At 72.6% G+C, this 18431-nt stretch carries 18 protein-coding genes; 11 read left to right on the top strand and 7 right to left on the bottom strand.

Annotated features, from left to right (window positions below):
• Positions 1-216: 216 nt before the first annotated feature.
• From ABZ990_RS05325 to ABZ990_RS05315, 3 genes are all read right to left on the bottom strand, one after another.
• Positions 217-1869: an ABC-F family ATP-binding cassette domain-containing protein gene (locus ABZ990_RS05325; RefSeq protein ID WP_361225558.1), complete on the bottom strand. Its 1653-nt coding sequence runs from the start codon at positions 1867-1869 to the stop codon at positions 217-219.
• Between the two features lie 294 nt (positions 1870-2163).
• Positions 2164-2583, bottom strand: a complete 420-nt coding sequence (locus ABZ990_RS05320; RefSeq protein WP_361225555.1) for an SsgA family sporulation/cell division regulator — start codon at positions 2581-2583, stop codon at positions 2164-2166.
• Positions 2584-2924: 341 nt separating this feature from the next.
• Positions 2925-3410, bottom strand: a complete 486-nt coding sequence (locus tag ABZ990_RS05315; protein ID WP_361225552.1) for a (4Fe-4S)-binding protein — start codon at positions 3408-3410, stop codon at positions 2925-2927.
• 75 nt (positions 3411-3485) lie between these two features.
• Between ABZ990_RS05315 and ABZ990_RS05310 the strand changes: the two genes are divergently transcribed.
• Positions 3486-4616, top strand: coding sequence for an oxidoreductase (locus ABZ990_RS05310; protein WP_361225549.1), 1131 nt, complete (start codon positions 3486-3488; stop codon positions 4614-4616).
• Between the two features lie 95 nt (positions 4617-4711).
• Here the strand turns inward: ABZ990_RS05310 and ABZ990_RS05305 are convergent, their stop codons facing one another.
• Together ABZ990_RS05305 and ABZ990_RS05300 are read right to left on the bottom strand one after the other, a co-directional pair.
• On the bottom strand, positions 4712-5011 hold the full coding sequence (locus ABZ990_RS05305) for a YciI family protein (protein ID WP_361225546.1): 300 nt from the start codon (positions 5009-5011) through the stop codon (positions 4712-4714).
• Between the two features lie 10 nt (positions 5012-5021).
• A complete protein-coding gene (locus ABZ990_RS05300) occupies positions 5022-5306 on the bottom strand; it encodes a hypothetical protein (protein WP_361225543.1) in 285 nt (94 codons plus the stop codon).
• On the opposite strand from ABZ990_RS05300, the gene ABZ990_RS05295 reads away from it, so the two are divergent.
• Together ABZ990_RS05295 and ABZ990_RS05290 are read left to right on the top strand one after the other, a co-directional pair.
• A complete protein-coding gene (locus ABZ990_RS05295) occupies positions 5305-6060 on the top strand; it encodes an endonuclease V (protein ID WP_361225540.1) in 756 nt (251 codons plus the stop codon). The two genes, ABZ990_RS05300 and ABZ990_RS05295, sit on opposite strands and share 2 nt — an antisense overlap.
• A 78-nt stretch (positions 6061-6138) precedes the next feature.
• On the top strand, positions 6139-6543 hold the full coding sequence (locus tag ABZ990_RS05290; protein ID WP_361225537.1) for a VOC family protein: 405 nt from the start codon (positions 6139-6141) through the stop codon (positions 6541-6543).
• Positions 6544-6636: 93 nt separating this feature from the next.
• Here the strand turns inward: ABZ990_RS05290 and ABZ990_RS05285 are convergent, their stop codons facing one another.
• A complete protein-coding gene (locus ABZ990_RS05285) occupies positions 6637-7911 on the bottom strand; it encodes a saccharopine dehydrogenase NADP-binding domain-containing protein (RefSeq protein ID WP_361225534.1) in 1275 nt (424 codons plus the stop codon).
• Positions 7912-8130: 219 nt separating this feature from the next.
• Between ABZ990_RS05285 and ABZ990_RS05280 the strand changes: the two genes are divergently transcribed.
• The 4 genes from ABZ990_RS05280 (at position 8131) to ABZ990_RS05265 (ending at position 14180) form a co-directional block, all read left to right on the top strand.
• A complete protein-coding gene (locus ABZ990_RS05280) occupies positions 8131-9375 on the top strand; it encodes a CaiB/BaiF CoA-transferase family protein (protein ID WP_361225531.1) in 1245 nt (414 codons plus the stop codon).
• On the top strand, positions 9372-10523 hold the full coding sequence (locus ABZ990_RS05275; RefSeq protein WP_361225528.1) for an acyl-CoA dehydrogenase family protein: 1152 nt from the start codon (positions 9372-9374) through the stop codon (positions 10521-10523). The genes ABZ990_RS05280 and ABZ990_RS05275 overlap by 4 nt, the downstream gene beginning before the upstream one ends.
• A 210-nt stretch (positions 10524-10733) precedes the next feature.
• On the top strand, positions 10734-11957 hold the full coding sequence (locus tag ABZ990_RS05270; protein ID WP_361225525.1) for an acetyl-CoA C-acetyltransferase: 1224 nt from the start codon (positions 10734-10736) through the stop codon (positions 11955-11957).
• Between the two features lie 39 nt (positions 11958-11996).
• Positions 11997-14180, top strand: a complete 2184-nt coding sequence (locus tag ABZ990_RS05265; protein WP_361225522.1) for a 3-hydroxyacyl-CoA dehydrogenase NAD-binding domain-containing protein — start codon at positions 11997-11999, stop codon at positions 14178-14180.
• 73 nt (positions 14181-14253) lie between these two features.
• Here the strand turns inward: ABZ990_RS05265 and ABZ990_RS05260 are convergent, their stop codons facing one another.
• Positions 14254-15042 carry a MerR family transcriptional regulator gene (locus tag ABZ990_RS05260; protein ID WP_361225520.1) on the bottom strand — a complete coding sequence of 263 codons (789 nt, stop codon included), beginning with the start codon at positions 15040-15042 and terminating at the stop codon, positions 14254-14256.
• Positions 15043-15195: 153 nt separating this feature from the next.
• On the opposite strand from ABZ990_RS05260, the gene ABZ990_RS05255 reads away from it, so the two are divergent.
• The 4 genes from ABZ990_RS05255 (at position 15196) to ABZ990_RS05240 (ending at position 18419) form a co-directional block, all read left to right on the top strand.
• The gene (locus ABZ990_RS05255) at positions 15196-15678 is read left to right on the top strand and encodes an Appr-1-p processing protein (protein WP_361225517.1); all 483 of its coding nucleotides are present in this window, start codon (positions 15196-15198) and stop codon (positions 15676-15678) included.
• Between the two features lie 138 nt (positions 15679-15816).
• Positions 15817-16299, top strand: a complete 483-nt coding sequence (locus ABZ990_RS05250) for a hypothetical protein (protein ID WP_361225514.1) — start codon at positions 15817-15819, stop codon at positions 16297-16299.
• Between the two features lie 207 nt (positions 16300-16506).
• Positions 16507-17160: a response regulator transcription factor gene (locus tag ABZ990_RS05245; protein ID WP_361225511.1), complete on the top strand. Its 654-nt coding sequence runs from the start codon at positions 16507-16509 to the stop codon at positions 17158-17160.
• Entirely contained in the window at positions 17151-18419 is a 1269-nt protein-coding gene (locus ABZ990_RS05240) for a HAMP domain-containing sensor histidine kinase (RefSeq protein ID WP_361225508.1), read from the top strand. The genes ABZ990_RS05245 and ABZ990_RS05240 overlap by 10 nt, the downstream gene beginning before the upstream one ends.
• Positions 18420-18431: the final 12 nt, after the last annotated feature.

The raw sequence follows: 18431 nt of genomic DNA, 5'->3' as shown, positions 1-18431 counted from the left end.
GACGAAGGAGCGCCCTTGATGCGGTGGTGGAAGGCGCGACTCTCGGAAGGAGGGCGGACACCAAGTCACATCCCACTCGCACCTCGCGCTATGAAACGCCCCGCCCACCCACCAGCGCGCTGTCTCTCCCCAGAGCGCCCATGCCGCCCCGCCAGAGCCTCGCCCAGTCTCAATTCGCCGGACAAGCCCTGGCGTTCAGCGCTCAACACTCAGCACTCACTCATCCAACGACCCCATCCCCTCCCCCTCCCAAGCCGCCTCCGCCGTCGTCGCCCGCAGCGTGCCGTCGAGCATCAGCCAGCGGGTGATTCCCAGCGACCGCAGGAACGTGACGTCGTGGCTCGCCACGATCAGCGCCCCTTCGAAGGCATCCAGCGCCGCCGTCAGGCTGCGCACCGAGGCCATGTCCAGGTTGTTGGTCGGTTCGTCGAGCATCAGCAGCCGTGGTGCCGGCTCCGCGAGCAGCAGTGCCGCCAGCGTCGCGCGGAAGCGTTCGCCGCCCGACAGGGTCTCCACCAGCCGGTCCGCCCGGGCGCCCCGGAACAGGAACCGGGCCAGTCGCGCCCGGATCTCGTTGGGTGTGGCCGCCGGGGCGAACCGCGCCACGTTTTCCACCACGCTCAGTCCGTCGTCCAGCAGATCCAGTCGCTGCGGCAGGAAACGCAGCGGCACGTGCACCGCCATCTCGCCTGCCACCGGGGTCAGTTCGCCCGCGATCGTCCGCAGCAAGGTCGTCTTGCCGGCCCCGTTCCGGCCGAGCAGCGCGACCCGTTCCGGACCCCGCAGCTCGAACCTTCCGTCGATCCGTGCCCCGTGCGGCAGCTCCAGATCCCGCAGCAGCAGGACGTCCCCGCCCGGATGGACCTTCGTGCGAGGCAGCTCGATACGGATCTCGTCGTCGTCCCGCACCGCCTCCACCGCCGCGTCCAGCCGGGAACGTGCCTCGGCCAGCCGTTCCGTGTGCACCGCCCGGTGCTTCCCGGACGACACCTCGGCGGCGGCCTTGCGGTTGTTGGCGACGATCTTCGGCGCCACCCGGTTCTCGAAGCTCTTCTGGCCGTAACGCCTGCGACGTGCCAACTTCGCGTGAGCGTCCGACAGTTCGCGCCTCTGCCGCTGGACGTCGGCCTCGGCGACCCGCACCATCCGTTCGGCCGCCTCCTGTTCGACCGCGAGCGCCCTGCGGTAGTCGGACCAGGTGCCGCCGTACAGGGTGACTTCGCCGTCCCGCAGATCGGCGATCTGGTCGACGCGTTCCAGGAGTTCGATGTCGTGGCTGACCACGACGAGCACTCCGTTCCAGGCGTCCACGGCCTCGTACAGCCGACGCCGGGCGAACAGATCGAGATTGTTCGTCGGCTCGTCGAGCAGCAGGATCTCCGGCCGGGCGAGCAGCAGTGCGGCGAGCCGCAGCAGCACCGACTCGCCCCCCGAGATCTCGCCGACCGTGTGGTCCAGGCCGATGTGGGCGAGACCGAGCTGGTCGAGTACGGCCCGCGCCCGCTCCTCCACGTCCCAGTCGTCGCCGACGGCCGCGAAGTGTTCCTCCGCGGTGTCGCCCGACTCGATCGCGTGTAGCGATGCACGGATCCGCTCGATGCCGAGGACTTTGTCGACCCGCAGGCCGGTGTCCAGCACCAGGTTCTGCGGCAGATACCCGATGTCGCCGGCAGCGCGGACGGTGCCCGCCTCAGGGACGAGTTCCCCGGCGAGCAGCTTCAACAGAGTGGATTTGCCAGCCCCGTTGAGGCCGACCAGGCCGGTGCGGCCGGGTCCGATGGTCAGCCGGAAGTCGTCGAGGACCTTCGTCCCGTCGGGCCAGGAGAAGGAAAGGTTCGTGCAGGTGAGGAAAGTGGGATGGGTCGCCATGTGAGGCCTCCCGGTGGTGGTTCACGGTCAGGGACGCGTGTGAGACACCGGGGCGCGGACGAAGGCCGTGACGGAGCGGCTGACGGACAGCAACGCTCGTTCGCTCATACGCCGAGGTCGAGGACGGCACACGCGGCGGCGGGGCGGCACGCGCGGCACGGTGTCTCGAACCTCAGAAGAGCAACGGCCTTCTCCGATCGGGCGACTACAGGGGGACGAGAAGAAGGCTAGGACGGCGCCGTCGGCCGCCGCAATCGAATTACCGGCGGCCGGGACGGCGAGGGTCGGGCGGTGTTACGGGCGCTCCTTCAGCAGGCGCGCCAAGTTCGCGTCCCAGTCCAGGTACTGGTGCTCCCGGCCCCACGGCACCACGCGCTGCGAACGCTCCAGAAAACGGCGCAGCTCCTCCGTACGGACATGCACCATGGCCACGCCCTCGGGCGCGTGGAACTCGACGACCGTGCGGTCGTCCCCGTACGGCCGCAGCCGCACGTCGCCGACTCCGGCCGGTCCCTCCACGCCCTCGGCGAGCAGTTCGCGTCCGAAGGCCCATGACACCTCGACCCCTTCGAGGGTCGCGAGCGGCGGGAAGGCCATGCTCACGGCATACGGGTCGGCGCGGTCGTACCGAAGGGTGGCGGCGACTGCCTCCGTCCGCGGTGCGGACGCCACCAGCCGGGCCTGCACGGGCTGCTCGAAGACGGTGGGGGACATGGATCGGCCTCCTGTCGCGCGGCTACGTTCTGATATCTCCCTGACACACAGAAGGACGAACAAGAGCATCGGAACGTCTACCGAAGGGGCACGTGAGCTGCGTCACCGTCCGCCGCGTTCCTCCCTGAACGCCGAACAGACCTCATTTCGCCCGGGTGTTCGCCGCCCGCCGAGCCTGCCGCCGCCCACCGTCCGCTGACGCCATTCACGGCCCACCACCGTCCGCGGCCGACGGCGCTCCGCCGCACTTCCGGCGTACACCCGCCGTGCCTCCGCCGTGCACCCGCCCGCCGGCCATGCTCCCCGTGTACGTTCCCCGTGTACGTTCCCCGCGCTCCGCGTCAGCGCTCGTCGGCGCGGTCGAAGGCGCCGTCCGCGCAGGGACCCGAGTGGTCGCAGTACGGCTGGTTGCCCGAGGCGCCGCAGCCGCACAGCACCACCCGCGTCTCGCGCCGCTCTCCCGCGCCGGAACGCACCCGCAGATCACCGCGCATCAGCAGCCGCCCGTCCGGCGTACGGCGCACGGTGGTGGGCGTGTCGCCGGGCTCGGCCGAGTCGTCCGCCGGGCGGTACTGCAGCGCGCCCGACGGGCAGCGCCGTACCACCTCGGCGACCTCGTCGGGGGCGGCCTTGCCGGGCTGCACCCAGGGTCGCTGCTCCAGGTCGAAGACGCTCGGCAGGCCGCGTACGCACTCGGCGGCGTGCAGACAGCGGCGCGGTTCGAAGGTGACGGTGATGCCCGCGCCGTCGTACTCCTTGACCTTCGGCTTCTCGTCGGCCTTGGGCTTCTCGTCCGGGACCGGGTCTGACCCGCTGCGGTCGGTCATACCTCCCAGCCTAGGAAGGCGCGGTCCGGTGCGCACTCTGGACGGGATCTTCCCGGTGGGCTAGCTTCGCCCGCCATGATGTCCATGGGGAAGACGAGACAGAAGAGCACGCGGGCGCGACGACTGGTGGCGGCTCTCGGGCTGGCCGGGGCCGTGCTGGCCCTGGCGCCCGCCGTTCCGGCCGGTGCGACTCCGGTCGGCACGGCTCCGGCCGGTGCGCGGGAGCCGGCGCCGGGCGCGTGGCAGCTCACCACGACCGGCACGGACGCCCGGTTCCGCGGCCTCGCCCCGGTGAGCCGTTCGGTGGCCTGGGCGGCGGGGTCGAAGGGGACGGTGCTGCGCACCGCCGACGGCGGACAGAGCTGGCGAAACGTCTCTCCGGCCGGGGTCGGGGAGCTGGAGTTCCGCGATGTCGAGGCGTTCGACGCCCGGCGGGCCGTGGTGCTCGCGATCGGCGAGGGCGAGGCGTCCCGGGTGCTGCGCACCGAGGACGGCGGGCAGACCTGGACCGAGTCCTTCCGCAACACCGACCCGCGTGCCTTCTACGACTGCATGACCTTCTTCGACCACCGTCACGGGCTGGCCATGGGCGACCCGGTGGACGGCAAGTTCCGCATCCTGTCGACCGGCGACGGCGGCCGGTCCTGGCGGGTGCTCCCGGATGCCGGGATGCCCGCCGCCCGGCCCGGTGAGGCCGGCTTCGCGGCGAGCGGCCAGTGCCTGGTGTCCTCCGGCCCCAAGGACGTGTGGCTGGCGACCGGCGGCGGCCCGGCCGGGCGCGTACTGCACTCGGCGGACCGAGGCCTCACCTGGACCGCGACCGAGACGACGATCCCGGCGGGAGACGGCGCCAAGGGCGTCTTCGGGCTCGCCTTCCGCGACCGCCGGCACGGTCTCGCGGTCGGCGGCGACTACCGCCCGGACCAGGCCTCCCCGCGGGCCGCAGCCGTGACCGGGGACGGCGGGCGCGGCTGGACCGCCTCGGCCACCCCGCCGTCCGCCTACCGCTCGGGCGTCGCCTGGCTCCCGCAGGCGAAGTCCACCGCCCTGGCTGTCGGCCCCACCGGCACCGACCTCACCACCGACGGCGGGCGCACCTGGCGCACCGTCGACACCGGTTCGTACGACACGGTGTCCTGCACCGCCGACGGCGCTTGCTGGGCCTCCGGCGAGAAGGGCCGGATCGCCCGGTCGGTCGTCCGGTAGTTCCGCTCCGGGGCAGGCCGGGCTCGCGCGATCCGCGATCCGCGATCCGCGATCCACGCGCGGGTCCGGGTCCGCGCGGCCCCTGGGGGCGGTCTCTAGGCGGGCAACTCCTCCCGGAAAACCGCGAGTCCGTCCGCCGTCTTGGTGGCGTGGAACTCGACGATCCGGTACGTGCACACGTCCCCGACGCTGAACGGGTCGGTCGCCGCGATCCTCTCGATCTCCGCGCGGCCGACCCCGGCGGCCAGGATCACCCCGCCCTCACGCGGCTCCTTGCGGCCCGAGGCCAGGAACACCCCCTCCGCGTACCGCGCTTCCAGCCACGCGACATGCTCGGTCAGCAACGCGTCGATCCGCTCGATCGGCGCCGTGTAGGTCAACTCCAGTACGAACATGCCGGTCAGCCTACGTCTCGCCGCAAGGGCCCACCCAGGCGCCGGTGTTGGAGTACGACTCGTACGAGTACCGGGTCTCTCGCCCCCACTCCTCCCCGGTCAGCTCCTTGTACGCCCGGTCCGGCACGTACAGCAGCGGCTCCGCCCAGACGAGGTCTTCCGCGTACGGGGCGAAGGCCGACGGATCGGCGAGGGCCCGCTCGTACTCCGCACGTCCCGCCGCGCCCGAGCGTGCCGTACGGGTCCGACAACGGCCGCGCGTGACCCCACGGGCGGCGCGTAGGGTCCAGGGCATGAAGATCATCGAGATTCCCGAGGGGTGGCCCGCCGACGAGGGCGCGGCGCTGGCCGTGCAGGAGGAACTCCGCGGCCGGCTGGTGACGGGGGAGGAGGGGCCCGAGCCCGGGACGGGGCATGTCACCGGGGTCGACGTGGCCTACGACGACGAGCGCGATCTGGTCGCCGCCGCGGCCGTGGTCCTCGACGCCCGCAGCCTGGAGGTGGTCGAGCGGGCCACCGCCGTCGGCCGGGTCTCCTTCCCGTACGTGCCCGGGCTGCTCGCCTTCCGGGAGATCCCCACCGTGCTCGCCGCCCTCGGCCGGCTCACGGCCGACCCCGGGCTGCTGGTCTGCGATGGATACGGGCTCGCCCACCCGCGCCGTTTCGGCCTCGCCAGCCACCTCGGGGTGGTCACCGGTCTGCCGTCGATCGGGGTCGCGAAGAATCCGTTCACCTTCACCTACGAGCAACCGGGCCCGGAGCGCGGCGCGTTCAGCGCCCTCGTCGCCGACGGCGAGACCGTCGGGCGCGCGCTGCGCACCCGCGCCGGGGTCAAGCCGGTCTATGTCTCGGTCGGCCACCGGGTCTGTCTGGACCGGGCCTCGGAGCACACCCTGCGACTCAGCCCGCGCTACCGCCTGCCCGAGACCACCCGGCACGCCGACGCCCTCTGCCGGCAGGCCCTCGCCGAAGCGCTCTCGGCAGCGAAGGCCGAGGCAGAGACCGAGGCCGAGACCGGGACCAAGTCCGGGGCCGTGGGTGGCGTCTGAGTGACCGGGGTGGACTGAGTATCCGTGAGTACCCGTACGGATGCCGGGGGCGTGAACCGGAGTGGCAGGGTGGGGGCCATGACTTCTCCCACTGCGGCCCTTCCCTCCGCGATCGGTACCTTCCAGTGCCTCGTGCTCGACTGCACCGACGTAGGGGAACTGGCCCGCTTCTACCAGCGGTTGCTCGGCGGCGAGATCAACCGGCCCGATCCCCAGTGGGCGGTCGGTGACGCCTGGGCCACCCTGCACGACGCCTCGGGCGCCCCGGTGCTCGCCTTCCAGGGAGTGGCGGACCACCGGCCGCCGGTATGGGGCGCGCCGGAGCAGCAGTTCCACATCGATGTACGGGTCGCCGACCTGGACGCCGCGCACGAGGCGGTCCTCGCGCTCGGCGCCCGGCGGCTCGACGGCGACGAGGGCGACCGGTCCTGGCGCATCTACGCGGACCCGGCCGGCCACCCGTTCTGTCTCGTACGGCACTGAGCCTCGCGCACCAGGTAAGGCGACGTGCCCCGAGCGTGGCGCCACCACCCCGCCGCGCCCGCTCGGCTCGGTCCGTACGCGCTTCGTACCCGCTCAGTTCGTGTGCGCCACCCGGAAGCGCAGCCCCGCCGCCCGCAGCCGGTCGAGCAGAGCGTCACCCATCGCGACCGCCGTGGTGACCTGTCCGGACGTCACCGGCAGCGAGTCGTGTGCGAGGCAGAGTGCCGACTCGGCGAGCATCTTCGCCGTCTCGTCGTAGCCCGGGTCACCGCCCGACACTTCGGTGAAGACCCGCCGGCCGCCGCCCTCCCCGACGAAGCGGACGGAGAACCAGCTGCGTGCCCTGAGCGTGGCGCTCGGCCCCTTCCCTGACTTGTAACGTCCCGTCAGCCATGCGCGTACAGCCGGTACTTGGGCGGCGAGCAGGCCCGTGCCGACTGCCGTCGTGCTGCCCAGCGCCACCAACAGGGACTTCAGCGAGGCGAAGTGGCGGTAGCGGAAGTCCGGCCCGTAGCGGTCGATGGCCCGCGCCGATCGGACCACCACCTGCGGATCGAGGGTGGGCAGAGGCAGCGCCCAGGTGCCGGTCTCCCGGCTGAAGCGCGGCCCGCCGAGAGGCGCCCGGGCCCGTCGGCGCACCGGCCTCGGCTCGTGCAGCCGCCGTTCACGCGCCGCGCTCAGCATCTCCCGGCCGCGCCCGAAGGCGCTGAGGGCCGAGGCGAACGTGCCGCCCGAGATGAGCGCGCCGGCCCGGACGAAGCCGTCGATCCGCAGTGGCACTCCCTCGGGCAGCTGTCGCACGGTGAAGTAGACGCCCAGGTCGTGCGGGATGGAGTCGAAGCCGCAAGCGTGCACGAGGCGGGCGCCGGTCTCGCGGGCGAGCGCGTCGTAGCGGACGTACATCAGGTCCACGAACTCCGGTTCCCCGGTGAGGTCCAGATAGTCGGTGCCGGCCTCCGCGCACGCGGCGACCAGCCCTTCCCCGTACCGGATGTAGGGCCCGACCGTGCTCGCCACGACCCGCGCGGAGCGGGCGAGCGCGCGCAGCGACGCGGGATCCTCGCTGTCCGCGACGAGCAGCGGCAGCGCGGCGCAGTGCGGCCAGCGCGCGGCGAGCCGGTCGCGCAGCGCCGTGAGCCGGTCGTGGCCGCGTCCCGCCAAGGCCCAGCGGCAGCCCTCCGGCGCGTGCTCGGCCAGATACTCCGCGGTGAGTTCGCCCACGAACCCGGTCGCCCCGAAGAGAACCACGTCGTACGACCGTTCCGTCGCCTCCGTCGCCTCCGTCGCCTCCGTCGCCTCCGTCGCCTCGGCGGCCTCGGTCGCCTTCGTCGCCCCGCTCTCCATGCCGGCCTCCACCCCAGTCCCCACAGCCCCTCGCCTTCGCCCGCGCCCCCGGCGCGCATGTCGTCGGCGGACTCTAGCGGACGCGTCCGGCCTCGCCGGGCGCCGAAGCGTCCGATCCCGTCGGGGTAAGCGCTTGCTCGGCCCGGGGGCTTGTGCGGAGTGGAACACGTTCCTAGCATCTTCGGTGTTACAGCATTGATGTCACACACTGGCGCTCACCCGCCGCACCTCCCTGGGGGCCCGATGACGACACCCGGCCAGTCCCGCACCGGTCCGCTCGACGGCGTCCGCGTGGTCGAACTCGCCGGCATCGGCCCCGGGCCCTTCGCCGCCATGCTCCTCGCCGACCTCGGCGCCGACGTCGTCCGCGTCGACCGCCCCGGCGGGGCGGGCCTCGGCATCGACCCCGCGTACGACCTCACCAACCGCAACAAGCGGTCCGTACTCGTCGACCTCAAGGCCGCCGACGGCCCGGCGACCGTGCTCGACCTGGTCGCCCGCGCCGACGTCCTCATCGAGGGCTACCGCCCCGGCGTCGCCGAACGCCTCGGCGTCGGCCCCGACGCCTGTCTGGCCCGCAACCCCCGGCTCGTCTACGGCCGGATGACCGGCTGGGGCCAGGACGGACCGCTCGCCCCCAGCGCCGGACACGACATCGGCTATCTCGCAGTCACCGGCACCCTCGGCATGATCGGCCCCGACCCCGAGGGGCCGCCCACCGTCCCCGCCAACCTGGTCGGCGACTACGCCGGAGGCTCCCTCTACCTCGTCATCGGCATCCTCGCCGCGCTCCGGCACGCCCGCGAACACGGCGAGGGCCAGGTCGTCGACGCCGCCATCGTCGACGGCTCCGCCCACCTCGCCACCATGATCCACGGCATGCTGGCCGCCGGCGGCTGGCAGGACCGGCGCGGGGTGAACCTGCTCGACGGCGGCTGCCCCTTCTACGGGACGTACGAGACCTCCGACGGCGGCTACATGGCCGTCGGCGCGCTGGAACAGCGGTTCTACGACGAGTTCGCCCGGCTGCTCGGCCTCGGGGAGACCGCCGCGGCGCGCGCCGACCTCGCGCGCTGGCCCGAACTGCGTACCGCCGTCGCCACTCGCTTCCGCACCCGTACGCGCGCCGAGTGGACAGCCGTCTTCGAGGGCACCGACGCCTGTGTGTCCCCCGTCCTCTCCCTGCGCGAGGCCCCCGCGCACCCGCACCTCGCCGCGCGCGGCACCTTCGTCGAACACACCGGTCTGGTCCAGCCCGCGCCCGCGCCCCGCTTCTCCGCGACCCCCGGCACGGTCCGCACCGGCCCCGTCCTGCCGGGCGCCGACACCGACGAGGTCGCCCGCGACTGGGACGTCCCCGCGCTCCGGCCCGACGGCCCCCACGGCGATGGCCCCCACCCCGACGTCTCCCGTCCCGGCGCTCTTCGCCCCGACACCCTCCACCCCGATGACCTCCACCCCGACGACGCCAAGGAGCAGCAGGCATGAAGCGCCGGCTCTACACCGACGACCACGAGGCGTTCCGCGCGACCGTCCGCACCTTCCTCGCCAAGGAGGTGCTGCCGCACTACGAGCAGTGGGAGAAGGACGGCGTCGTCTCCCGCGAGGTATGGCGGGCCGCCGGGCGGCAGGGGCTGCTCGGTCTCGACGTCGACGAGGAGTACGGCGGCGGCGGGATCCCCGACTTCCGTTACGCCGTCGTCCTCGCCGAGGAGTTCACCCGGGCCGGCACCCCCGGCCTCGCCATCGGGCTGCACAACGACATCATCGGCCCGTACCTCACCTCGCTCGCCACCGAGGAGCAGAAGCGCCGCTGGCTGCCCGGCTTCTGCAGCGGCGAGACCGTCAGCGCCATCGCGATGACCGAGCCCGGTGCCGGCTCCGACCTCCAGGGGATCCGTACCAGCGCCGAGGACCGGGGCGACCACTGGATCCTCAACGGGTCCAAGACCTTCATCTCCAACGGCATCCTCGCCGACCTCGTCGTCGTCGTGGCCAAGACGACCCCCGAGGGCGGCGCGCACGGGCTGTCCCTCCTGGTCGTCGAGCGCGGCATGGAGGGCTTCGAGCGCGGCCGCAACCTCGACAAGATCGGCCAGAAGGCCCAGGACACCGCCGAACTCTTCTTCCACGACGTCCGCGTCCCCAAGGAGAACCTGCTCGGCGAGCTCAACGGGGCCTTCCTCCATCTGATGACCAACCTCGCCCAGGAACGGCTCGCCATCGCCGTCGCCGCCATCGCGGGAGCCGAGCACCTCCTGGAGCTGACCACCGCGTACGTCAAGGAGCGCGAGGCCTTCGGCCGCCCGCTCGCCAAGCTTCAGCACATCCGCTTCGAGATCGCGGAGATGGCCACCGAGTGCGCCGTCACCCGCACCTTCGTCGACCGCTGCGTCGAGGAGCACATCGACCCGACGGGCACCGGTCTGGACGCGGTGAACGCCTCGATGGCCAAGTGGTGGGCCACCGAGCTGCACAAGCGGGTCGCCGACCGGTGTCTGCAACTGCACGGCGGATACGGCTACATGAGCGAATTCCCGGTGGCCAGGGCCTACACCGACGGCCGGATCCAGACCATCTATGGCGGGACGACCGAGATCATGAAGGAGATCATCGGCCGCTCCCTGCTCGGCTGACCCCGCCGCCCGAACGTCCGACCGACTGTCCGTCTGCCGCCCGCCCGTCCGAGCCCGTCCGCAGCCGGCCCGCCAGCCGGCCGATCCGCCCGGTAGGCCCCGGACAGTCAGGCCCCCGGCCCGCCCCCCGACCTCCGCGAGCGCCCCCGGCCCCGATTCACCGCCGGCCGCCCGGCCCTCGCATCCGACCCTCATGTGAAAGGCACCACCGTGACCACCGAAGCGTACGTCTACGACGCGATCCGCACCCCGCGCGGCCGCGGCAAGGCCAACGGGGCCCTGCACGGCACCAAGCCGATCGACCTGGTCGTCGGCCTGATCCAGGAGATCCAGGCCCGCCAGCCCGGCCTCGACCCGGCCGCCATCGACGACATCGTCCTCGGCGTCGTCGGCCCCGTCGGCGACCAGGGCTCCGACATCGCCCGGATCGCCGCCATCGCCGCCGGTCTGCCCGACACCGTCGCCGGCGTCCAGGAGAACCGCTTCTGCGCCTCCGGCCTCGAAGCCGTCAACATGGCCGCGATGAAGGTCCGCTCCGGCTGGGAGGACCTGGTCCTGGCCGGCGGCGTCGAGTCCATGTCGCGCGTCCCGATGGCCTCCGACGGCGGCGCCTGGTTCGCCGACCCGATGACCAACATCGCCACCAACTTCGTCCCCCAGGGCATCGGCGCCGACCTCATCGCCACCCTCGGCGGCTTCACCCGCCGCGACGTCGACGAGTACGCGGCCCTCTCCCAGGAGCGCGCCGCCGAGGCATGGAAGGCCGGCCGCTTCGACCGCTCCGTCGTCCCCGTCAAGGACCGCGCCGGCCTCACCGTCCTCGACCACGACGAGCACATGCGCCCCGGCACCACGGCCGACTCGCTCGGCCGTCTCAAGCCGTCCTTCGCGGACATCGGCGAACTCGGCGGCTTCGACGCCGTCGCGCTGCAGAAGTACCACTGGGTCGAGGCGATCGACCACGTCCACCACGCCGGCAACTCCTCCGGCATCGTCGACGGCGCCTCCCTCGTCGCCATCGGCTCGCAGGCGACCGGCGAGCGCTACGGGCTCACGCCGCGCGCCCGGATCGTCTCCGCCGCCGTCTCCGGCTCCGAGCCGACCATCATGCTCACCGGCCCCGCCCCCGCCGCCCGCAAGGCGCTCGCCAAGGCCGGACTCACCATCGACGACATCGACCTGATCGAGATCAACGAGGCCTTCGCGGCCGTCGTCCTGCGTTTCGCCCAGGACATGGGCGTCTCCCTCGACAAGATCAATGTCAACGGCGGCGCCATCGCGCTCGGCCACCCGCTCGGTGCCACCGGCGCGATGATCCTCGGCACCGTCGTCGACGAGCTGGAGCGCCAGGGCAAGCGCTACGGCCTCGTCACCCTGTGCGTCGGCGGCGGCATGGGCATCGCCACCATCGTCGAGCGCGTCGAGCGCTTCTGACCACCCGGTCCGAACCCCTCTTACGGAGAAGCATCAGTCATGAGCGAGAGCACCACCATCCGCTGGGAGCAGGACGAGACCGGCGTCGTCACCCTCGTCCTCGACGACCCGGACCAGTCCGCGAACACCATGAACCAGGCGTTCAGGGCCTCCATCAAGGCCGTCGCCGACCGCGCCGTGGCGGAGCAGGACTCCATCCGCGGCATCATCTACACCTCCGCGAAGAAGACCTTCTTCGCCGGCGGCGACCTCAAGGACATGATCAAGGCCGGTCCCGAGGACGCCCGGCCGATCTTCGAGGCCGCCCTGGAGATGAAGGACGCGCTGCGCCGTATCGAGACCCTCGGCAAGCCCGTCGTCGCCGCGATCAACGGTGCCGCGCTCGGCGGCGGCTACGAGATCGCGCTCGCCTCCCACCACCGGATCGCCCTCGACGCGCCCGGCTCCAAGATCGGCCTGCCCGAGGTCACCCTCGGCCTGCTCCCGGGCGGCGGCGGCGTCGCCCGCACCGTACGCCTCATGGGCATCACCGACGCCCTGCTGAAGGTGCTCCTCCAGGGCACCCAGTACAACCCGAAGCGCGCGCTCGCGAGCGGCCTCGTGCACGAGCTGGCCGAGACCCCGGAGGACCTGCTCGCGAAGGCCCGCGCCTTCATCGACGCCCACCCCGAGTCGCGCCAGCCCTGGGACGTGCCCGGCTACCGGATCCCCGGCGGCACCCCGTCGAACCCGAAGTTCGCCGCCAACCTCCCGGCCTTCCCCGCCAACCTGCGCAAGCAGCTGAACGGCGCGCCCTACCCGGCGCCCCGCAACATCATGGCGGCGGCCGTCGAGGGCTCCCAGGTCGACTTCGAGACCGCGCTCACCATCGAGAGCCGCTACTTCACCGAGCTGGTCACCGGCCAGACCGCGAAGAACATGATCCAGGCGTTCTTCTTCGACCTCCAGGCCGTCAACTCCGGCGCCAACCGCCCGCAGGGCATCGCCGCGCGCCCGGTCCGCAAGGTCGCCGTGCTCGGCGCCGGCATGATGGGCGCCGGCATCGCGTACTCCTGCGCCCGCGCCGGCATCGAGGTCGTGCTCAAGGACGTCAGCACCGAGGCCGCCGCCAAGGGCAAGGCGTACTCCGAGAAGCTGTGCGCCAAGGCCGTCGCCAAGGGCCGCACCACCCAGGAGAAGGCCGACGCCCTGCTCGGCCTGATCACCCCGACCGGCGACGTGGCCGACCTGGCCGGCTGCGACGCCGTCATCGAGGCGGTCTTCGAGGACACCGCGCTCAAGCACAAGGTGTTCCAGGAGATCCAGCACGTCGTCGAGCCCGACGCGCTGCTGTGCTCCAACACCTCCACCCTGCCCATCACCACCCTCGCCGAGGGCGTCGAGCGGCAGACCGACTTCATCGGTCTCCACTTCTTCTCGCCGGTCGACAAGATGCCGCTGGTCGAGATCATCAAGGGCGAGCGCACCGGCGACGAGGCCCTGGCCCGCGCCTTCGACCTGGTCCGGCAGATCAACAAGACGCCGATCGTCGTCAACGACTCGCGCGGCTTCTTCACCTCTCGGGTGATCGGACAGTTCATCAACGAGGGTGTCGCCATGGTCGGCGAGGGCATCGAGCCCGCCTCCGTCGAGCAGGCCGCCGCGCAGGCCGGCTACCCGGCCAAGGTCCTCTCCCTCATGGACGAGCTGACCCTCACCCTGCCCCGCAAGATCCGCAACGAGTCGAAGAAGGCCGTCGAGGAGGCCGGCGGCACCTGGGTCGCGCACCCCGGCGAGGCCGTCGTGGACCGCATGGTCGACGAGTTCGGCCGCCCGGGCCGCAGCGGCGGCGCCGGCTTCTACGAGTACGGCGAGGACGGCGCGCGCGGCAAGCTGTGGCCGGGGCTGCGCGAGCACTTCGCCAAGCCGGACGCCGAGATCCCGTTCGAGGACATGAAGGAGCGGATGCTCTTCGCCGAGGCCATCGACACCGTGCGGCTCGTCGAGGAGGGCGTGCTGACCTCGGTCGCCGACGCCAACATCGGCTCCATCCTCGGCATCGGCTTCCCGGCGTGGACCGGCGGCGTGCTCCAGTACGTCAACGGATACGCGGGCGGCGTCGCCGGCTTCGTGGCGCGGGCGCGCGAGCTGGCCGCCACCTACGGCGAGCGCTTCACCCCGCCCGCCCTCCTGGTGGAGAAGGCCGAGCGGGGCGAGGTCTTCACGGACGCGCCGTCGGTGTGATCGGAGGGGTCGCCGCGGCCGGGGCCCGGGCGGGCGCGATCGGCGGGTACGGTCGGGGCCCGGGCGGGCGCGTTCAGGACGCCGGCGGTGGCGGTGTCCTGAACGCGCTCCTCAGCTCCTCGCTGAGGGACCGCTGAAAGGCCGTGACGAGGGCCTGGACCACCATCGGCTGCATATGCGCCGAGAGCGACTTCATCGCGCTGAGGTGGTCCGGGTCCTCTCCGCTCTCCCGGTACGGGTTCCACACCTGTTCCCGGAACAGCCGCGCCAGCTCGTGCGCCGCGCTGCGGGCGTGCTCCAGGAGGACGGTGCGCGAGGCCAGGATCGTCTCGTGCTCGATGGGTACGTCGAGCAGCTCCACGCCGAGCCGCAGCAGGGACCCGTCGAGCCGGAACACGTCCGGGTCGGGGCCCTTGTCGAGGACTCCCATGGCGGCGAGCCGGTCCACGTCCCGGTCGGCGAGCGGTCGCCCGGCCCGCCGTTCCAGCTCCTGCCGGGTGGTCTCCTCCGCCGACTCGGGCGCCCAGGAGGCCACCAGGGCGCGGTGGACCGCCAAGTCCTGCGCGCTGAGGTCGGGCGGCAGCTGCTCCAGATAGCGTTCGATCGCGGCGAGCGTCATGCCCTGCCGCTGGAGCTCCTCGATGAGGGCGAGCCGGGAGAGATGGGCGGGCCCGTAGTGGCCGACCCGGCGGGGTCCGATGACGGGCGGCGGCAGCAGCCCCCGGGTCCCGTAGAACCGCACCGTCCGCACGGTCACCCCGGCGCGGGCGGCCAGCTCGTCCACGGTGTAGACGGGGTCGGCCGGGCCGCCGGGCGCGCCCGCCCGCTGCCCGTCGTCGTGCGCGTCGCTCGCGTGAACCATGATTCAACAGTATTGCTGTCTCACCGTTGCTGTAAAAGACATCGAACATCGGTGGGATCGGGCGGGATCGGATGGGATCAGGCGGAATCGGGGAGGGGGCGGGCATGGCCGGGGCAGGGCCGGATTGTCAGTGGTCGCTCGTACGGTGAGCTCATGAACGGGATCGCGTACGTACGAGGGGATGCCACCGCGCCGCACGGCAAGGGCGTCAAGATCGTCGCGCATGTCTGCAACGACCTGGGCGGCTGGGGGAAGGGTTTCGTTCTCGCCGTCTCGCGCCGCTGGCCGGAGCCGGAGGCGGCGTACCGCCGCTGGCACCGCGAGCGGAACGGCAACGACTTCGGGCTCGGCGCGGCCCAGTTCGTCCAGGTGAGTCCCTTCGTGTGGGTGGCCAATCTGATCGGGCAGCGGGGCATGCGTCGGGGGCGGAGCGGTGGAGCACCGGTGCGGTACGAGGCGATCGACGCGGCGCTCGGGCTGCTGGCGGCCAAGGCGGCGGAGCTGGGGGCGTCGGTGCACATGCCGCGTATCGGGTGCGGGCTCGCGGGCGGACAGTGGGCGCGGGTCGAGCCGTTGATAGAGGAACGGCTGGTGGCACGGGGGATACCGGTCACGGTGTACGACTTCGGGGCGTAGCGGGACCGCACGGCACCACGGTGGGGCCGCACGGGACCACGGCGGGACCGTACGGCACCACGGCGGGGGAGAGCGGGCCGTGGCGGGCACTAGAGTCGTGCGCCTGTTCGTAACAGGGGGATGGGTAGGGGGACGGGAATGCAGACACCACTCAGACAGACGGCCGGCGAGCTGGCCGCTGTCCTGTGGCGGGAACACACCGTGTACCGCGAACGCGGGGGCGGGGTCGTGATCCGGGGCGAGCACGTACGCCGCTGGATCAGCCTGGCGCCGACCGGCGGCCGGGACCAGGCACTGGTCAGGGCGGGCCGGATCCTGGACGGTGGCACGACCGCGCCCGCCCGGCTGGAAGCCGTGGTCGATCTGACCTCCGGTACGACGGAGCTGGCCGCGGTCTGCCGGCGTCTGCTCGCGGAGACCGCCGCCGACGCGGCCCCCTCCGCCGCCGCGTCCACGCCCCCGCGCCGCTCCCGCACACGCTCCGCCCGCGAGCGGGGCACCCGTCGTACCCGGCGCGTCCGCACGGGACGCCACACGAGCCTCGGCTCCGGGGTGGTGCTGCTCTGCGTCGGGGGCATGGTGGCCCTCTGGGCGTACGGCGTCTTCTGCGGCGCCTACTGAGTCCGCGTCGAGTACCGCACCGGATACGTGCGACCGATGTGGTCTCCCGCGAAACCGCTGCTGCCGCTGCGGCGGCTCGGCCGGCCGAGCCGCCGGATCGTCGCGGTGCGGCGGGGCACGGGCGTGCGGCGCCGGCGCGCCTCACGACCGTCAGGAGGCCGATCAGGGCGGATGGAGAACGGGGACGCGACAATCTAGGGTCGGCACGTGGCTTTCATCATGGTGTGCGAAGACGACGCGGCGGTCCGCGGCGTCCTCAAGCGCGCCCTGGAGTACGACGGCCACACGGTCGCGGTCGCCGCCACGGCCGGCGGCCTGCTGCGGCAGCTCGTGCCGGCGCCCCATCTGGTCGTCCTGGATCTCGGACTCCCGGACGCCGACGGCCGCGACGTCTGCCTGGCCCTTCGGGCTCGCGGCGTCGACGTGCCGGTGTTGATGCTCACCGCCTTGGACGGCCTGCACCACAAGGTGGGCGGCTTCGAGGCCGGCGCCGACGACTACCTGACCAAACCCTTCGACATCCCGGAACTGCTGGTCCGGGTCCGAGCCCTCCTGCGCCGGGCCGCCGTGGCGCCCGCACCGCGCGAGGTCGTCCTCGATCCGGCGAAGCACGTGGTGACCCACGGCTCGGTGAGCGAGAGTCTGACCCCGACCGAGTTCCGGCTGCTCGGCCGCCTGATCGCCTCGCAGGGCGACGCGGTACGCCGCCACGCCCTCGTCGCCGCCGGCTGGCCGCACGGAGCTCAGGTCAGCGACAACACCCTCGACTCGTTCGTGCGCCGGCTGCGGACCAAGCTCGGGCCGCTGGGCGTGGCCGAGCGTCTGGTGACCGTCCGCGGCGTGGGCTACCGATGGCTGTGACGGGATTCCGTGAGCGGGTCGTCGCGCTCACGGTGCTGATCGCCACCGGCGTCGTCGCGGTCCTGGTCGTGGTCTCGCACGTGCTGTTGAGCCGGGTGACGGACGCCGACGCGCACGATCTGGCACGTACCCGCGCCGAGGCGGTCGCGGCGAACGTCACCGCCGAGGGCGGCCGTGTCGTACTGACGGAGAACGGCAGCGAGGCACTGGACGAGGTCGCCTGGGTGTACGCCGACGGCCGCCTGATCGACGGGAACGTACCGGCGAGCATGGTCGATCGCGTCGAGGAACTGGCGGACTCGGGGCGGTCGCGGACCGCGTCGGCCGGCGACTACCTCCTGTACGCGCGGCGGGTCCCGCTCGACGGCCACCACGTCATGGTGATCGTCCGGGTGGACCTCACCCCCTACGAGACATCCGAGCGGCGCAGCCTCACCTTGTCGTTGATCCTGGGCGGCCTCACGATCCTCCTCGCCGGCGGTGTCGCGCACCTCGTGGTGCACCGCGCGCTGCGGGTCGTGCACGAGATGGCCGCCCGCGCCGACGACTGGGGCCATCACGAACCCGGGCGCCGCTTCGGCCTCGGAGTCCCCCGCGACGAGTTCGGGGAACTCGGACAGACCCTCGACCGCCTCCTGGAGCGCGTCGACAACGCGCTGGCGGACGAGCGCCGGCTCACCGACGAGATCGCCCACGAACTGCGGACACCGCTCACGGTCCTGCGGGGCGAGGCGCAGCTGGCGCAGCTGTCCGGCGAGCCGGTGCCGCCGGAGGCGGTGCTGAGCGAGGTCGACCGCCTCGATACGGCGATCACGACGATTCTGCGCGCGGCGCGCGCACGGACCGACGGCGAGGCCCGGTGCTCTCTGCGCGGCGCCGCGCGGCAGGCGATCGCCGACCGCGCGGTCGAGGTCGCCATTCCCGCGATGGCCGAGGCCGCCGTGGCGCCCGACGTCGCCGTCTCGCTGCTGTCGCCCCTGCTGGACAACGGCCTGCGGCACGCCCGGTCGCGTGTGTGGATCACCGCGCGCTGCCAGGGGAAGGTCATCGTGGTCGATGTCCTGGACGACGGCCCCGGGTTCGATCCCGCGGACGTCGACCGGGTCTTCGAAGCGGGTGTGACCGGTGGCGACGGGTACGGTCTCGGGCTGCCGGTGGTCCGGCGCATCGCCGCCTCCGCCGGCGCGGAGGTCCGCGCGATCGCGGACGGCCGCGGTCACGTCGAGGTGACACTCCCGGCCGCGCGTGCGGCCACGTAGTCAGGTTGCTTG

It is taken from the genome of Streptomyces sp. NPDC046203 (assembly GCF_040646255.1).
Taxonomy (GTDB): domain Bacteria; phylum Actinomycetota; class Actinomycetes; order Streptomycetales; family Streptomycetaceae; genus Streptomyces.
The sequence above is the reverse complement of the archived record's forward strand: the minus strand, read 5'-3'. Positions and strand labels throughout refer to the sequence as shown.

Excerpts from the sequence above, each read along its gene's own strand:
- ABZ990_RS05325 (WP_361225558.1), bottom strand. The coding sequence starts at position 1,869 with ATGGCGACCCATCCCACTTTCCTCACCTGCACGAACCTTTCCTTCTCC.
- ABZ990_RS05320 (WP_361225555.1), bottom strand. The coding sequence starts at position 2,583 with ATGTCCCCCACCGTCTTCGAGCAGCCCGTGCAGGCCCGGCTGGTGGCG.
- ABZ990_RS05315 (WP_361225552.1), bottom strand. The coding sequence starts at position 3,410 with ATGACCGACCGCAGCGGGTCAGACCCGGTCCCGGACGAGAAGCCCAAG.
- ABZ990_RS05310 (WP_361225549.1), top strand. The coding sequence starts at position 3,486 with ATGATGTCCATGGGGAAGACGAGACAGAAGAGCACGCGGGCGCGACGA.
- ABZ990_RS05305 (WP_361225546.1), bottom strand. The coding sequence starts at position 5,011 with ATGTTCGTACTGGAGTTGACCTACACGGCGCCGATCGAGCGGATCGAC.
- ABZ990_RS05295 (WP_361225540.1), top strand. The coding sequence starts at position 5,305 with ATGAAGATCATCGAGATTCCCGAGGGGTGGCCCGCCGACGAGGGCGCG.
- ABZ990_RS05300 (WP_361225543.1), bottom strand. The coding sequence starts at position 5,306 with ATGCCCTGGACCCTACGCGCCGCCCGTGGGGTCACGCGCGGCCGTTGT.
- ABZ990_RS05290 (WP_361225537.1), top strand. The coding sequence starts at position 6,139 with ATGACTTCTCCCACTGCGGCCCTTCCCTCCGCGATCGGTACCTTCCAG.
- ABZ990_RS05280 (WP_361225531.1), top strand. The coding sequence starts at position 8,131 with ATGACGACACCCGGCCAGTCCCGCACCGGTCCGCTCGACGGCGTCCGC.
- ABZ990_RS05275 (WP_361225528.1), top strand. The coding sequence starts at position 9,372 with ATGAAGCGCCGGCTCTACACCGACGACCACGAGGCGTTCCGCGCGACC.
- ABZ990_RS05265 (WP_361225522.1), top strand. The coding sequence starts at position 11,997 with ATGAGCGAGAGCACCACCATCCGCTGGGAGCAGGACGAGACCGGCGTC.
- ABZ990_RS05260 (WP_361225520.1), bottom strand. The coding sequence starts at position 15,042 with ATGGTTCACGCGAGCGACGCGCACGACGACGGGCAGCGGGCGGGCGCG.
- ABZ990_RS05255 (WP_361225517.1), top strand. The coding sequence starts at position 15,196 with ATGAACGGGATCGCGTACGTACGAGGGGATGCCACCGCGCCGCACGGC.
- ABZ990_RS05250 (WP_361225514.1), top strand. The coding sequence starts at position 15,817 with ATGCAGACACCACTCAGACAGACGGCCGGCGAGCTGGCCGCTGTCCTG.
- ABZ990_RS05240 (WP_361225508.1), top strand. The coding sequence starts at position 17,151 with ATGGCTGTGACGGGATTCCGTGAGCGGGTCGTCGCGCTCACGGTGCTG.